This is a genomic window from Mesorhizobium sp. M2E.F.Ca.ET.209.01.1.1 (genome assembly GCF_004010375.2).
Lineage (GTDB): Bacteria > Pseudomonadota > Alphaproteobacteria > Rhizobiales > Rhizobiaceae > Mesorhizobium.
The window spans coordinates 128,808-143,324 of record NZ_SADP02000014.1; the positions used below are offsets into that span (position 1 = coordinate 128,808).

Genomic DNA, 14,517 nt, shown 5'->3' on the forward strand with positions numbered 1-14,517 from the left:
CCACCAATCGCAAAGCCCGTGGACGAGATGAACGATCGCACTTGCATCGTTACGCGCAGGCAGGCCGAAGCGGATGAACTGATCCGCTTCGTCGTCGGCCCGGATTCGGCCGTCGTTCCGGACATCAAGAGAAATCTGCCCGGCCGCGGTTGCTGGGTCACCGCCGATCGCCTACATATCGACAAGGCAGCGGCGAAGAACCTGTTTGCCCGCGCATTCAAGGCGCAGGTGACCGTTCCGACCGATCTCGGCGGCATGGTCGATGGGCTGCTTTCCAGATCCGCTCTGGGCATGCTTGGCCTTGCCCGCAAGGCTGGCGCCGTCGTTCTTGGCGCCGCCAAGGTCGAGGGTGCGGTGCGCGACGGGCAGGCGCTGCTCGTGCTGCATGCGGCAGAGGCGTCGGACGACGGTGTCCGCAAGATCAGTCAGGCGCGGCGGGCGACCGTCCATCTCGGCGGTCCCGCCATCCTTGCCTACAAACTTTTCTCCGAGGCCGAGTTGAGCTTGGCATTGGGGGGTACAAATGTGATACATGCTGCCGTCCTCGCGCAGGACGCGGGACTGGCGGTTGAGAAGCGCGTTGTTGCGCTCGACCGATATCGGGGCGGTACCCCGAACGATCTGGCAATGCTTGCGGCCGTTGCCGACGAAGATGATGCCGCAGAGGATATGGAATGAACGATACGAAATCGGGCGACGACAAGACGTTGAGCGTTACGCCGAAGAAGACCTTGACGCTGAAGCGGCCCGGCCTCGAGCAGAGCACCGTGCGCCAGAATTTCTCGCACGGCCGCACCAAGTCGGTCGTCGTCGAGACCAAGAAGCGCAAGTTCTCGCTGCCCGGCGACAAGCCGGAGCCGGTGGCGCCGTCCGTGTTCACGCCGAAGCCCGCCGCGGCCGCTCCTGTCGCCGCCGCGCCTGTCGTGCAGGAAGCGCCGAAGGCGCCGCCTCCGCCGCCGGAACGTTCGGGCATGGTCCTGAACGAGCTGTCGCGTGGCGAGATGGAAGCGCGCCGCAGGGCGCTGGAGGGCTCCAAGGCCCGCGAGGCGGAGGATCGCCTGCGCGCTCAGGAAGATGCCAAGCGCCGAGCCGAGGAAGAAGAACGCCGCAAGCGCGAGCGCGACGAATCCGCGCGCCGTCAGGCCGAGGAAGAAGCGCGCCTGCAGGCCGAGGCCGAGTCGCGGCGTCGTGCAGAGGAAGAGGCTCGCCGTCGTGCGCCGCAGGCAGCGGATGTCGCTACGGCCGATGACGAGGAAGAGGCCAAGCCGAGGCGCGCCGGCGCCGGTGGCGGAGCCAGTGCGCCGCCTCGCCGTCTCGCGACCCCGGAAGTGGCCCGTCCTGCCAAGCCGACCAAGGGCGAGGAAGATCGCCGCCGTGGCAAGCTGACGCTCAATTCGGCGCTGTCGGATGACGATGCGCGCGGCCGCTCGCTGTCGTCGATGCGCCGCCGCCAGGAAAAATTCAAACGCGCGCTCCACAACGAGCCGCGCGAGAAAGTCATGCGCGAAGTGATCCTGCCCGAAACCATCACCATACAGGAACTGGCGCAGCGCATGTCAGAGCGCGCCGTGGACGTGGTCAAGTTCTTCATGAAGCAGGGCCAGATCCTGAAGCCGGGCGACGTCATCGACGCCGATACGGCGGAGCTGGTGGCTTCCGAATTTGGCCACACGGTCCGCCGCGTTGCAGAGTCCGACATCGAGGAAGGCCTGTTCAACATCGCCGACCGTCCGGAGGACCTGGTGTCGCGTCCGCCGGTCGTGACCATCATGGGCCATGTCGACCACGGCAAGACCTCGTTGCTCGACGCCATCCGCAACGCCAATGTCGTCTCCGGCGAGGCCGGCGGCATCACCCAGCATATCGGCGCCTACCAGATCGAGAAGAACGGTCAGAAGATCACCTTCATCGACACGCCCGGCCACGCCGCCTTCACGGCCATGCGCGCCCGCGGCGCTCAGGTCACCGACATCGCCGTGCTGGTGGTGGCGGCGGATGACAGCGTGATGCCGCAGACGATCGAATCGATCAATCACGCCAAGGCGGCCGGCGTGCCGATCATCGTGGCGATCAACAAGATCGACAAGCGCGACGCCGATCCGCAGAAGGTACGGACCGAACTGCTGCGCCACGAGGTGTTCGTGGAATCGATGGGCGGCGAGGTGCTGGACGTCGAGGTTTCGGCGACCAAGGGCACCAATCTCGACAAGCTGCTCGAAGCGATCCTGCTGCAGGCCGAAGTTCTCGACCTCAAGGCCAATCCTGACCGCACCGCCGAAGGCGCGGTGATCGAAGCCAAGCTCGACAAGGGCCGCGGTCCGGTCGCCACCGTTCTGGTGCAGACCGGCACGCTGATGCCGGGCGACATCATTGTCGCCGGCAACGAGTGGGGCCGTGTGCGCGCGCTTGTCGACGACCGCGGCGAGCACGTGCCGGAAGCGCCGCCGGCGATGCCGGTCGAGGTGCTCGGCCTTCAGGGCACGCCGCAGGCCGGCGACCGCTTTGCCGTCGTCAACAACGAGGCCCGCGCCCGCGAGATCACCGAATACCGTCAGCGCCTGGCGCGCGACAAGGCGGTGGCCAAGCATGCCGGCCAGCGCGGCTCGCTCGAGCAGATGATGTCGCAGTTGCAGACGAGCGGGCTGAAGGAGTTTCCGCTGGTCATCAAGGGCGACGTGCAGGGCTCCATCGAGGCGATCAACGCCGCTCTCGAAAAGCTCGGCAACGACGAGGTCAGGGTGCGGATCGTCCATTCGGGCGCCGGCGGCATCACCGAGAGCGACGTCTCGCTGGCCGAGACATCGGGTGCCGCGATCATCGGCTTCAACGTCCGCGCCAACGCGCAGGCGCGCACCGCGGCAGCTGCCGCGGGCATCGAGATCCGCTACTACTCGATCATCTACAACCTCGTCGACGACGTGAAGGCGGCCCTTTCCGGCATGCTTTCGCCGGAACGCCGGGAGACCTTCATCGGCAATGCCGAGATCCTCGAGATCTTCGACATCTCCAAGATCGGCAAGATCGCCGGCTGCCGCGTCACCGAAGGCAAGGTCGAGCGTGGTGCGGGCGTGCGCCTGATCCGCGACAACGTCGTCGTCCACGAAGGCACGTTGAAGACGCTCAAGCGCTTCAAGGACGAGGTTTTGGAAGTGCCGGCCGGCCAGGAATGCGGCATGGCCTTCCAGAACTACGAGGACATGCGCGTCGGCGACGTCATCGAATGCTTCCGCGTCGAGATGGTGAGCAGGACGCTCTAATTCGGGTATACTTGCCGAAATGAAACGGGCGGCGGCCGCGAGGCTGCCGCCCAGCCCCCTTTATGCATATTGAGACATGCGGCGTGGTCCCATCCCGCGCTCCACGATTTCAGGACCGAAGAAATGTCACGTTCGACAACGTCAGGCCCATCCCAGCGCATGCTGCGCGTCGGCGAGCAGGTGCGCCATGCCCTTTCCGAAACCTTGCAGCGCGGCGAGATCATCGATCCGGTGATCGAGAACAGCGTCGTCTCGGTCTCCGAGGTGCGCATGTCGCCCGATCTCAAGATCGCCACCGCCTTCGTCTCGCCGCTTGGCGCGGGTGACGACAACGCCGTGGTCGAGGCGCTCAACAAACATGCGAAGTTCATCCGCGGCCGTGTGTCCGGCGCGCTGAGGCAGATGAAGTACATGCCGGAATTCCGTTTCCGGCTCGATACCTCCTTCGACAATTTCGCGAAGATCAATGAACTGCTGAAATCGCCCGAAGTGGCGCGTGATCTCGGCGACGGCAAGAACAACGACAAGGACGAGGAATAGTGGCGCGCCGCGGCAAGAAGAAGGGACGGCCGGTCTCCGGCTGGGTGGTGCTGGACAAGCCGGTCGGCATGGGCTCGACGGAGGCCGTCTCCAAGATCAAATGGCTGTTCCAGGCCGAGAAGGCCGGCCACGCCGGCACGCTCGATCCGCTCGCCTCCGGCATGCTGCCGATCGCGCTCGGCGAGGCGACCAAGACCGTTCCCTATGTGCAGGACGGCGCCAAGGTCTACCGCTTCACCGTTGCCTGGGGCGAGGAACGCTCGACCGACGACCTAGAAGGCCCGGTGACCAACAGCTCCGACCGGCGCCCGGCCGAGGCCGAGTTGCGGGCGCTGCTGCCGAAGTACACCGGCGTCATCATGCAGACGCCACCGCAATTCTCTGCCATCAAGATCGCCGGCGAGCGCGCCTATGATCTTGCCCGCGACGGCGAGACGGTCGAGATACCCGCGCGCGAGATCGAGATCGGCCGCCTAGACATCGTCGAGCACAGCGCCGACAAGACCGTCTTCGAGGTCGAATGCGGCAAGGGCACCTATGTGCGCTCGCTGGCCCGCGACATGGGCCGCGATCTCGGCTGCTTCGGCCATATCGCCGAACTGCGTCGCGTCGAGGTCGAGCCGTTCACGCCGGACGATTTTGTCACGGTGGCCGAACTGGAAGCGGCCCGTTTTGGCGGCAAAGCCGAAGCTGTTCCGGACGAGGCCGAGACGCCGGTCGATTTCAGCGCCATCGACGCGCTGCTGGTCGAAACGGCGGCGGCGCTCGATTGCCTGCCGCAGGTCGCGGTCAGCGACGACGCGGCGACGAAGATCCGGCTGGGCAATCCCGTCATCATTCGCGGCCGCGATGCGCCGGTGGAGGCGGAGGAGGCCTGCGCCACCGCGCGCGGCAGGCTCGTCGCCATCGGCGCCATCGAGCAGGGCATGTTCAAGCCCAAGCGGGTCTTTGCCGGATAATCCGGTGCAAGTGTCTGTTATTTATCCAATTCCGAACGGAAAACCGCTGCACGCTTGTCCTGGAATGCTCTAATCTCGACCGAGCGCGGAAGCCCGGGGAACTCATGACCCCAGGAAGAACATGGCTGATACAGGCAACAAGAGGGCGCCGCTGAGAACCCGCCGGCCGCCGGTCGGGGCGTCGCCCGGCACGCTGATCGCCGATCCGGCGGCACGGCGCAGCGAGCTTCGGCTGACATTGATCTCGCCGCAGAAATTCGAAACCATCGACAATGCCTCGATCGACGACCTCAACACCCATTGCCAGAAATGGCCTGTCGTCTGGCTGGACTGCACGGGGCTTGCCAACATTCCGCTGATCGAGGAGATCGGCCGTATCTTCAACCTCCACCCGCTGGCGCTGGAGGACGTCGTCAACACCGGCCAGCGGCCCAAGGTGGATTTCTTCGAGGACCATGCCTTCGTCGTCATGCGCATGATCGACGATGTCACCTCGCATCGCTACGAACAGATCTCGCTGTTCTTCGGCCGGAATTTCGTCGTCACTTTTCAGGAACGCGAGGGCGATCCGTTCGATCCGGTGCGCAAGCGCATCGCGGCCGCTATGCCGAACCGGCTGCGCTCGCGCGGCGCCGACTATCTTGCCTATGCGCTGATCGATGCCATCGTCGACAGCTATTTCCCGCCAATCGAGGCGGCGAGTGAGCTGGTCGACGGCATCGAGGACGAGATGCTGAACAAGCCGCACAAGCATCAGATGCGGCAGTTGCATGAACTGAGGCGCGACGCCAACGTGCTCAAGGGGGTGCTGTGGCCGATGCGCGATGCGCTGGCGACGCTGATCCGCAACGACGTGCCCTTCGTGACAGCCGAAACCAAGATCTTCTTCAACGACACGCTCGACCATTCGCTGCGGCTGATCGAGCTGGTCGAGAACCAGCGCGACATGCTCACCGGCCTGATCGAGATGCATCTCTCGCTGACCCAGGCCCACACCAACGACGTCATTTCCTATCTGACGATCGTCTCGGTGATCTTCATGCCGCTGACCTTCCTGGTCGGCGTCTGGGGCATGAATTTCGATCCGGAAAGCTCGCCCTGGAACATGCCCGAGCTGAAGGCCTATTACGGTTATCCGGCGTCGCTTTTGTTCATGGCGGTCGTTGCGGTCGGTTTGATCGCGTTCTTCAAATGGAAGAAGTGGCTGTAGCCTTTGAATTCTCCCGTTTTCGCGGCCGGAACCTGCGACAAGCCGGCTCGACAATTGGGCTGGTGTTTTTTCCGGAATTGCACTATATGCGCCGCAGCTTCGCGCCCTGACGCGTCGCTTGCACTGGCCCCTGCTGGACGACATCCCGGCTGTGGGCGTCCCGTTTCCTCCAACAGATAAGGAAAAGCACGATGTCGATTACTGCCGAGCGCAAGAAAGAACTGATGACCGAATTCGCGACTGCGAAAGGCGATACCGGATCTCCGGAAGTCCAGGTTGCCATTCTTTCCGAGCGCATCAAGAACCTGACCGAGCACTTCAAGGACCACAAGAAGGATAACCATTCCCGCCGTGGCCTGCTTGCTCTGGTTTCCCAGCGCCGCAGCCTGCTTGACTACCTCAAGCGCAAGGATGACGCGCGCTACCAGACGCTGATCGACAAGCTCGGTCTCCGTCGCTGACCAATTGACCGGCGGGCTCTCCAAGGGAGCCCGCCGGTCGCGCATTGGCGCATCGGATGGTCCGGTGCCGCAATGCTGAAAGGAAATTCGCCTGCGCGCATGCGCGTTCCGGAAACAGGGTTTTCGGCGTCAAGCGCAAGGCCGGCCGACCAGCCGGCCAATCGGGTTCCGGACTGCAGAGGGCTATCCGGAACCGCCCATGGACGGTCATGGGGCAGGATTGCAGGATGCTCGCTCGGCCTTGAGCCGGATCTATCGAGCGTCCCGTTGTCTTGCCCGTGGCTGCCCGAAGGAAGCCAGGGAAGGGAGAACCCGCGACCGTTAGGACGGTGCGGCCCTTTCCGCACATGAAGGACAAGATATGTTCAATCATCACAAAGTGGAAATCGAATGGGGCGGTCGTCCGCTCATCCTGGAGACCGGCAAGATCGCCCGCCAGGCTGACGGCGCGGTGTTGGCCACCTATGGGGAGACCGTGGTTCTGGCCACCGTCGTCTCGATGAAGGAGCCGAAGCCCGGCCTCGATTTCTTCCCGCTCACCGTCAACTACCAGGAAAAGACCTATGCCGCCGGCAAGATCCCGGGCGGCTACTTCAAGCGCGAGGGCCGTCCGAGCGAAAAGGAAACGCTGGTTTCCCGCCTGATCGACCGCCCGATCCGCCCGCTTTTCGCCGACGGCTACAAGAACGACACCCAGATCGTCGTCACCGTCGTCCAGCATGATCTCGAGAACGATCCGGACATCCTGTCGATCGTCGCCACCTCCGCCGCGCTCACGCTTTCGGGCGTGCCCTTCATGGGTCCGATCGGCGGCGCCCGCGTCGGCTACATCAACGGCGAATATGTGCTCAACCCGCATATCGACGAGATGGAGGAATCCAAGCTCGACCTCGTCGTCGCCGGCACCGCCGACGCCGTGCTGATGGTCGAGTCCGAGGCCAAGGAACTCTCCGAGGACCTGATGCTCGGCGCCGTCGTTTTCGGCCACAAGAGCTTCCAGCCGGTCATCGATGCCATCATCAAGCTGGCCGAGGTTGCCGCCAAGGAGCCGCGCGACTTCACCGCGCCGGATTATTCCGCGCTCGAAGCCGAGATGCTGAAGGTCGTCGGCGACGAGCTTCGCGAGGCCTATAAGATCACCGACAAGCAGTCGCGCTATGCCGCGGTCGACGCCGTCAAGGCCAAGGTCAAGGCCGCCTTCGCTCCGGCCGAGGGCGAGGAAGCCAAGTACACCTCCGAGCAGATCGGCAGCGTCTTCAAGGAGCTCCAGGCCAAGGTCGTGCGCTGGAACATCCTCGACACCGGCTCGCGCATCGACGGCCGTGATCTCAAGACTGTGCGCAAGATCGTCTCCGAAGTCGGCGTCCTGCCGCGCACCCACGGTTCGGCGCTGTTCACCCGCGGCGAGACCCAGGCGCTGGTGGTTGCCACTCTGGGCACCGGCGAGGACGAGCAGTTCGTCGATTCGCTGACCGGCATGTACAAGGAGAAGTTCCTTCTCCACTACAACTTCCCGCCCTACTCGGTCGGCGAGACCGGCCGGATGGGCTCGCCGGGCCGTCGCGAGATCGGCCACGGCAAGCTCGCCTGGCGCGCGATCCATCCGATGCTGCCTTCGGCGGAACAGTTCCCCTATACGCTGCGTGTCGTCTCGGAGATCACCGAATCCAACGGCTCGTCCTCGATGGCGACCGTGTGCGGCACTTCGCTGGCGCTGATGGACGCGGGCGTGCCGCTGGCGAAGCCGGTCGCCGGCATTGCCATGGGCCTGATCAAGGAAGGCGAGCGCTTCGCGGTGCTCTCCGACATCTTGGGTGACGAGGACCATCTCGGCGACATGGACTTCAAGGTCGCCGGCACCGCCAACGGCGTCACCTCGCTGCAGATGGACATCAAGATCGACGGCATCACCGAGGAGATCATGGGCATCGCGCTTGCCCAGGCCAAGGACGGCCGTCTGCACATCCTGGGTGAGATGGCGCATGCCATCTCCGGCGCCCGCGCCGAGCTCGGCGAGTTCGCCCCGCGCATCGAGGTCATGCACATCCCGACCGACAAGATCCGCGACGTCATCGGCTCCGGCGGCAAGGTGATCCGCGAGATCGTCGAGAAGACCGGCGCCAAGATCAACATCGAGGACGACGGCACGGTCAAGATCGCTTCGGCCAACGCCAAGGAGATCGAGGCGGCCAAGAAGTGGATCCACACCATCGTCGCCGAGCCGGAAGTCGGCGAGATCTACGAAGGCACCGTCGTCAAGACGGCCGACTTCGGCGCGTTCGTCAACTTCTTCGGCCCGCGCGACGGTCTCGTCCACATCTCGCAGCTCGCCAATGAGCGCGTCGCCAAGACCTCCGACGTCGTCAAGGAAGGCGACAAGGTTTGGGTCAAGCTGATGGGCTTCGACGAGCGCGGCAAGGTTCGCCTGTCGATGAAGGTCGTCGACCAGGCGACCGGCAAGGAAATCGTCCAGGAAAAGAAGAAGGCCGAAGGCGAGGAAGACGCCGCCTGATCGGTTTGGCTGGATAGTTTGAGACGGGCGCGCCGCGAGGTCGCGCCCGTTTTGTTTCGAGGGTGGATGAATGGCCGCCGAGCCGCTGAAGACGCTGCTCTATCCGTTCGAGGCCGAGGCGCTGCCTCTGCCGCGAAAGGATGCCCGCGTTCTTTTTCTCGGCGCCGAGCCGGGCTTCCCCTTGCCTGTCGGCTTCGACGCGGCGCTGCATCTCGTGCAGGGCTTCCGGCCGCATTTTCGCGCCTTGCAGGCGTCCGGTTACACGGTCACGCCGCGCGTCGAAGGTTCCGGCTTCGATATGGCGCTGGTGCTTGCGGGCCGCCATCGCGGCCAGAATGAGTTGCGCATCGCCGAAGCACTCGAGCGTGTCGCGCCAGGCGGGCTGATCGCTGTCGCGGGAGGCAAGGATGACGGCATCGACAGCCTGCGCAAGCGGATCAATGCGCTGGCGCCGCTCGAAGGCCACCTGCCGAAGCATCACGGCGTTGCCTTCTGGTTCCGGCGGGCCGGCACGGAAGCAGCCGCGACGCTGCGCGCCGGCAACCCCAACCTTGTTGTTGAAGGCGGTTTCAAAACCGCGCCTGGCATGTTCTCCTTCGATCGGGTCGATGCCGGGTCGAAACTGCTCGTTGCGAGCCTGCCTGATGATCTCAAAGGCAATGTCGCTGATTTCTGCGCGGGCTGGGGTTATCTGGCGGCGGAGATCCTGCGGCGCTCGCGGAGCCTCACCGCGCTCGATCTCTACGAAGCGGATTTCGAAGCCCTGGAGGCAGCCAGGCTGAATGTCCATGGCGACATCGAGCCCCGCTTTTTCTGGATCGATCTTCTCACCGAAGCGGTCGAGCGGCGTTACGACGCGATCGTCATGAACCCGCCGTTCCACAGCGGCCGCGCGGCGGAGCCCGGTATCGGCGCCGGCATCATCCGCGCGGCGTCGAAGGCGCTGAAGCCGGGCGGCCGCCTGTTCATGGTCGCCAACCGCCAGCTTCCTTACGAACAGGTGCTGTCCGCGGCTTTTGCCAGCCATGCCGAGATTGCCCGCGACGGCATGTTCAAGGTGTTTTCGGCACGCCGTTGAAATGCCTGCCTGTTGCGTGGCGGTTTACTGCAGGCTGACGATGCGTGCCGGCTCGCGGGCGCCGAAAGCAGGCCGCGCTTCGCCGAGCTCGACCGTGAGCGGCGCCGGCCGGCCGAACAGATAGCCCTGGACCACCTCACAGCCGGCTGCCCTGAGCAGCGTGGCCTGGTTCTCGGTCTCCACGCCTTCGGCGATGATGCCGACGCCCAGTGCCCGCGACAGGCCGACAATGGTCGAGACGATCGCGCCGGAACTGGAATCGGTGTCGATGCGGCTGACGAAGGAGCGGTCGATCTTCAGCTTGCCGAAGGAGAAGTCGATCAGGTAGCTCAAATTGGAATAGCCGGTGCCGAAATCGTCGACGGCCACCGAAATCCCCATCTCGGCAAGCTGCTTCAGGATCGCGGCGGCGCGGTCGCGATCCTGCATCATCGCCGTCTCGGTGACCTCGAGCTCCAGCCGCGACGGCTTTATGCCGGTCGATTCCATCACCTCGCGCACGATGCCGACGAAGTCCCTGGTCATGAACTGGACCGGCGAGATGTTGACGGCGACGAAGCAGTCCTGCGGCAGATGCTTGGCATCGCTGCAGGCCTTCCGCAGCACCCATTCGCCGATCGGGTTGATCATGCCGGTTTCCTCGGCGATCGGAATGAACTCCATCGGCGGGATCATGCCGCGTTCCGGGTGCTTCCAGCGGATCAGTGCCTCGTAGCCGACGACACGACCACTCGGCAGATTGAGCTGCGGCTGGTAGTGGAGGCTGAAGTCGCCGCGGTCGAAAGCGGTCTTCAGCTCCGATTCGATCCATTGCCGATAGTCGGCCACGCGGCCCATGTCGGCGTGGAAGACAGACCAGTTGCCGACGCCGCTGGCCCGCGCATTCTGAAGCGCCAGGTTCGAGCGGCGCAGGACCTGAACCGGGTCGACGCCGTCCTTCGGCATCGCCACGATGCCGACCGACAGGCTGACCGACTGCAGGTGGCTCTGCAACTGATAGGGTTCCATCATCTCGTTGATGAGCTTCTCGATGAGCCGCTCGATCGAACCATTGATGTCGCGGTCCGGCAGCAGCACGCCGAACTCGCCGGCGCCGATCCGCCCGATCACCGCATCCTTCGGCATGCTCTCCTTCAGCCTGCTGGTGAAGGCGCGGACAAGATCGTCGCCATGGCTGTAGCCGATGGCATCGTTGATCTGCTTGAAGCGGTCGATATCGATGTCGATCAGGAACACCGGCTCGCCGGTCCGGATCGTCTCCGAGGCGGCATCGGCTATCTTGCCGACCATGGCCTGGCGCGACAAAAGTCCGGTCAGCTTGTCGAAATGGGTTTCCTTGACGACATAGGCCACCGATTCATCGACGCCGGCGAAGAACGACATCGCCGCACCGCCGGCGGCAAGCGCGCACAGCGCGGCGATGGCGCCTATCATCGTCTCGGCCGGCATGCCGGCCATGCCGTCGCCGAAGCCGAACCGCAGCCCCCACAATCCGAGGATGAAACTGCCCATGCCGGAGCTGGCGATGGTGATCAGCCGGAACAGCGGTGTTCGCTTCGGGTTACTGACTGCAGACATGCAAGGTCCCTGGATTAAGGGGCCTTATAGCGGATATCTCCTTAAAATGAGTTTCCGCCGATGCAATCAATTTTACTGGAAAATACTCTTTGCCTTAGCGAACTATTCGCGGCCGTCGTTCTGCTTCAGCTCCTCCAGCGATGGCATCGAAACGATGTGATAACCGGAATCCACATAATGGATCTCGCCGGTAACACCCGACGAAAGATCGGAGAGCAGGTAAAGCGCCGAGCCGCCGACTTCGTCGAGGGTCACGGTGCGCCGCAGGGGCGAATTGCGCTGCTGATAGGAGAACATATGGCGGGCGTCGGAAACGCCCGAGCCGGCCAGCGTGCGCACCGGCCCGGCCGAGATGCCGTTCACCCTGATGCCGCGCGGCCCATAGTCATTGGCAAGATAGCGCACGCTGGCCTCGAGCCCGGCCTTGGCGACGCCCATGACATTGTAGTTCGGCATCACTCGCACCGACCCGGCATAGGTGAGCGTGATCATCGAGCCGCCATTGCCCATCAGCGGGGCGGCATTGCGGGCGACCTCGGTGAAGGAATAGCAGGAGATCACCATGGTGCGCACGAAATTGTCGCGGCTGGTGTCCGCGTAGAGGCCCTTGAGCTCGTTCTTGTCGGAAAAGCCGATGGCGTGCACGACGAAGTCCAGCCCGCCCCAGGCCTTGCCGAGGGTCTCGAAGGTCGCGGTGACCGAGGCGCTGTCCTCGACATCGCATGGCACGACGAGCGAAGCGCCGAGCTTCTCGGCAAGCGGCTTGACCCGCCGCCCGAAGGCGTCGCCCTGGTAGGTGAAGGCCAGCTCCGCCCCGTGCTCGGACAATTTCCTGGCGATGCCCCAGGCGATCGAGTGATCGTTGGCGACCCCCATGACAAGCCCGCGCTTGCCCTTCATCAAGCCTTCCATATGCGGCAGATCCTTATGCGGAATAGCGCTGGAAAATCAGCGTTGCGTTGGTGCCACCGAAACCGAAGGAATTGGACAAAACGGTGTCGATCTTGGCGTTGTCGATACGCTTGCGCACGATCGGCATGCCCTCGAATTCCGGATCGAGCTCGTCGATATGGGCGCTCTCGCCGATGAAGCCGCCCTGCATCATCAGGATGGAATAGATCGATTCCTGCACGCCGGCCGCGCCCAGCGAATGGCCGGTGAGCGACTTGGTCGAGGTGATGTAGGGCATCTTGTCGCCGAACACCTCGCGGATGGCGCCCATTTCCTTGGAATCGCCGACCGGCGTCGAGGTGCCGTGGGTGTTGATGTAGTCGACCGGGGTCGAGACGGTGGTAAGCGCCTGCCGCATGCAGCGGATGGCGCCTTCTCCGGACGGAGCGACCATGTCGTAGCCGTCGGACGTCGCGCCATAGCCGACGATCTCGGCATAGATCTTGGCGCCGCGCGCCTTGGCGTGCTCCAATTCCTCCAGCACCAGCACGCCGGCGCCGCCGGCGATGACGAAACCGTCGCGGTTGACGTCATAGGCGCGCGAAGCGGCCGATGCCTTGTCGTTGAACTTCGAGGACATGGCGCCCATGGCGTCGAACAGGTCCGACATCGTCCAGTCGAGGTCTTCGTGGCCGCCGGCGAACATCACGTCCTGCTTGCCCCACTGGATCAGCTCATAGGCATTGCCGATGCAATGCGCCGAGGTCGAGCAGGCCGATGAGATCGAATAGTTGACGCCATGGATCTTGAACCATGTGGCCAGGGTGGCCGATGCCGTCGACGACATCGCCTTCGGCACGGCGAATGGACCGATGCGCTTGGGGCTGTTGTTCTTGATCGTGGTTTCGGCCGCTTCGACGATGGTCCGGGTCGAGGGGCCGCCGGACCCCATCACGATGCCCGTACGCTCATTGGTGATATCGCTTTCGCCTAAGCCGGCATCGGCGATCGCCTGGTCCATGGCGACGTGGTTCCAGGCCGCGCCCTGGCTCAGGAAGCGCATGGCGCGGCGGTCGATCATCGGTGTGGGATCGAGCGTCGGCGCGCCCCAGACCTGGCAGCGGAAGCCGTGCTCGGCGAAGGAATTGGAAAAGCTGATGCCGGATTTGGCATCGTAAAGCGAGCTCTGCACCTCGTTGGCATTGTTGCCGATCGACGACACAATGCCGAGCCCTGTCACTACGACCCGTCTCATTCGCAACTCCTTCCGGCGTATCCGGGCGAAAAACCTAGCCGGTTTTCACCTGTGATCATACGCAAATAAACTGACGTGGCGCCCATTGGGTACGCGGACGCCGTGGCGAAAACGGTCAGGCGGCCGACTGCTTGGACAAGCCGACCTTCAGATCCGTGGCGGCATATATGGGTTCGCCATCCGCCTTAAGCCAGCCGTCGGCGATGCCGAGCACCAGCCGGCCGCGCATCACGCGCTTGAAGTCGACGCCGTACTCGACCTTCTTCACCGACGGCGTCACCATGCCCTTGAACTTCACCTCGCCGGTCGAGAGCGCCATGCCCTTGCCGGGTTCGCCCAGCCAGCCGAGATAGAAACCGGTCAACTGCCACATGGCGTCGAGGCCGAGGCAGCCCGGCATGATCGGATTGCCGATGAAGTGGCAGGCGAAGAACCACAGGTCCGGCTTGATGTCGAATTCGGCGCGGATGAAGCCCTTGTCGAAAGCGCCGCCGGTCTCGCTGATCTCGGTGATGCGGTCGAACATCAGCATAGGTGGGTAGGGCAGCTGGGCGTTGCCCGGCCCGAACAGGTCGCCGCGGGCGCAGGCGAGCAGTTCCTCGTAATCGTAGCTGGACTTTTGATCCGCCATCAAATTTCCGTCCCCGTGTTCTTCGCGGGCGGCAGGGCGCCCTTGTCGTTGGTTTCCTAACACACTCTGTTTGCGGCCGGAAACCGGCGTTTGCGCTTAACCCGTGCGCCTGCCCGGGTCAATGCGCGCTATTGATCGCATTCGG

12 protein-coding genes are annotated in these 14,517 nt (G+C 64.0%); 8 read left to right on the top strand and 4 right to left on the bottom strand.

What is annotated here, in order from left to right:
- Positions 1-27 precede the first annotated feature (27 nt).
- From EN852_RS24140 to EN852_RS24175, 8 genes are all read left to right on the top strand, one after another.
- Positions 28-678: an RNA-binding protein gene (locus EN852_RS24140; RefSeq protein WP_127877594.1), complete on the top strand. Its 651-nt coding sequence runs from the start codon at positions 28-30 to the stop codon at positions 676-678.
- On the top strand, positions 675-3,257 hold the full coding sequence (gene infB, locus EN852_RS24145; RefSeq protein WP_127877364.1) for a translation initiation factor IF-2: 2,583 nt from the start codon (positions 675-677) through the stop codon (positions 3,255-3,257). The genes EN852_RS24140 and infB overlap by 4 nt, the downstream gene beginning before the upstream one ends.
- Before the next feature lie 123 nt (positions 3,258-3,380).
- Positions 3,381-3,797 (top strand): 30S ribosome-binding factor RbfA, encoded by a 417-nt coding sequence (gene rbfA / locus EN852_RS24150; RefSeq protein WP_112128469.1) that lies wholly within the window; start codon positions 3,381-3,383, stop codon positions 3,795-3,797.
- Positions 3,797-4,756 (top strand): tRNA pseudouridine(55) synthase TruB, encoded by a 960-nt coding sequence (gene truB, locus EN852_RS24155; protein ID WP_127867554.1) that lies wholly within the window; start codon positions 3,797-3,799, stop codon positions 4,754-4,756. The genes rbfA and truB overlap by 1 nt, the downstream gene beginning before the upstream one ends.
- 121 nt (positions 4,757-4,877) lie before the next feature.
- On the top strand, positions 4,878-5,966 hold the full coding sequence (corA, locus tag EN852_RS24160) for a magnesium/cobalt transporter CorA (RefSeq protein ID WP_127877596.1): 1,089 nt from the start codon (positions 4,878-4,880) through the stop codon (positions 5,964-5,966).
- 149 nt (positions 5,967-6,115) lie between these two features.
- Positions 6,116-6,427: a 30S ribosomal protein S15 gene (gene rpsO / locus EN852_RS24165; protein WP_278158561.1), complete on the top strand. Its 312-nt coding sequence runs from the start codon at positions 6,116-6,118 to the stop codon at positions 6,425-6,427.
- A gap of 361 nt (positions 6,428-6,788) precedes the next feature.
- Positions 6,789-8,939, top strand: a complete 2,151-nt coding sequence (gene pnp / locus EN852_RS24170) for a polyribonucleotide nucleotidyltransferase (RefSeq protein ID WP_127867552.1) — start codon at positions 6,789-6,791, stop codon at positions 8,937-8,939.
- 70 nt (positions 8,940-9,009) lie between these two features.
- Positions 9,010-10,017 (top strand): class I SAM-dependent methyltransferase, encoded by a 1,008-nt coding sequence (locus EN852_RS24175; protein WP_127877598.1) that lies wholly within the window; start codon positions 9,010-9,012, stop codon positions 10,015-10,017.
- A 24-nt stretch (positions 10,018-10,041) separates the two neighbouring features.
- Here EN852_RS24175 and EN852_RS24180 read toward each other — a convergent pair whose 3' ends face one another.
- From EN852_RS24180 to fabA, 4 genes are all read right to left on the bottom strand, one after another.
- The gene (locus tag EN852_RS24180; protein ID WP_127877600.1) at positions 10,042-11,595 is read right to left on the bottom strand and encodes a bifunctional diguanylate cyclase/phosphodiesterase; all 1,554 of its coding nucleotides are present in this window, start codon (positions 11,593-11,595) and stop codon (positions 10,042-10,044) included.
- A 102-nt stretch (positions 11,596-11,697) separates the two neighbouring features.
- On the bottom strand, positions 11,698-12,507 hold the full coding sequence (fabI, locus tag EN852_RS24185; RefSeq protein WP_127867549.1) for an enoyl-ACP reductase FabI: 810 nt from the start codon (positions 12,505-12,507) through the stop codon (positions 11,698-11,700).
- A gap of 13 nt (positions 12,508-12,520) precedes the next feature.
- Positions 12,521-13,741 (bottom strand): beta-ketoacyl-ACP synthase I, encoded by a 1,221-nt coding sequence (gene fabB / locus EN852_RS24190; protein ID WP_127877602.1) that lies wholly within the window; start codon positions 13,739-13,741, stop codon positions 12,521-12,523.
- A gap of 115 nt (positions 13,742-13,856) precedes the next feature.
- Positions 13,857-14,372, bottom strand: a complete 516-nt coding sequence (fabA, locus tag EN852_RS24195) for a 3-hydroxyacyl-[acyl-carrier-protein] dehydratase FabA (RefSeq protein WP_040985924.1) — start codon at positions 14,370-14,372, stop codon at positions 13,857-13,859.
- Between the last annotated feature and the right edge of the window lie 145 nt (positions 14,373-14,517).

What these genes read in the sequence shown, in the direction of transcription:
- EN852_RS24140 (WP_127877594.1), top strand. Translation starts at nt 28, where the DNA reads ATGAACGATCGCACTTGCATCGTTACGCGCAGGCAGGCCGAAGCGGAT.
- infB (WP_127877364.1), top strand. Translation starts at nt 675, where the DNA reads ATGAACGATACGAAATCGGGCGACGACAAGACGTTGAGCGTTACGCCG.
- rbfA (WP_112128469.1), top strand. Translation starts at nt 3,381, where the DNA reads ATGTCACGTTCGACAACGTCAGGCCCATCCCAGCGCATGCTGCGCGTC.
- corA (WP_127877596.1), top strand. Translation starts at nt 4,878, where the DNA reads ATGGCTGATACAGGCAACAAGAGGGCGCCGCTGAGAACCCGCCGGCCG.
- pnp (WP_127867552.1), top strand. Translation starts at nt 6,789, where the DNA reads ATGTTCAATCATCACAAAGTGGAAATCGAATGGGGCGGTCGTCCGCTC.
- EN852_RS24175 (WP_127877598.1), top strand. Translation starts at nt 9,010, where the DNA reads ATGGCCGCCGAGCCGCTGAAGACGCTGCTCTATCCGTTCGAGGCCGAG.
- EN852_RS24180 (WP_127877600.1), bottom strand. Translation starts at nt 11,595, where the DNA reads ATGTCTGCAGTCAGTAACCCGAAGCGAACACCGCTGTTCCGGCTGATC.
- fabI (WP_127867549.1), bottom strand. Translation starts at nt 12,507, where the DNA reads ATGGAAGGCTTGATGAAGGGCAAGCGCGGGCTTGTCATGGGGGTCGCC.
- fabB (WP_127877602.1), bottom strand. Translation starts at nt 13,741, where the DNA reads ATGAGACGGGTCGTAGTGACAGGGCTCGGCATTGTGTCGTCGATCGGC.
- fabA (WP_040985924.1), bottom strand. Translation starts at nt 14,372, where the DNA reads ATGGCGGATCAAAAGTCCAGCTACGATTACGAGGAACTGCTCGCCTGC.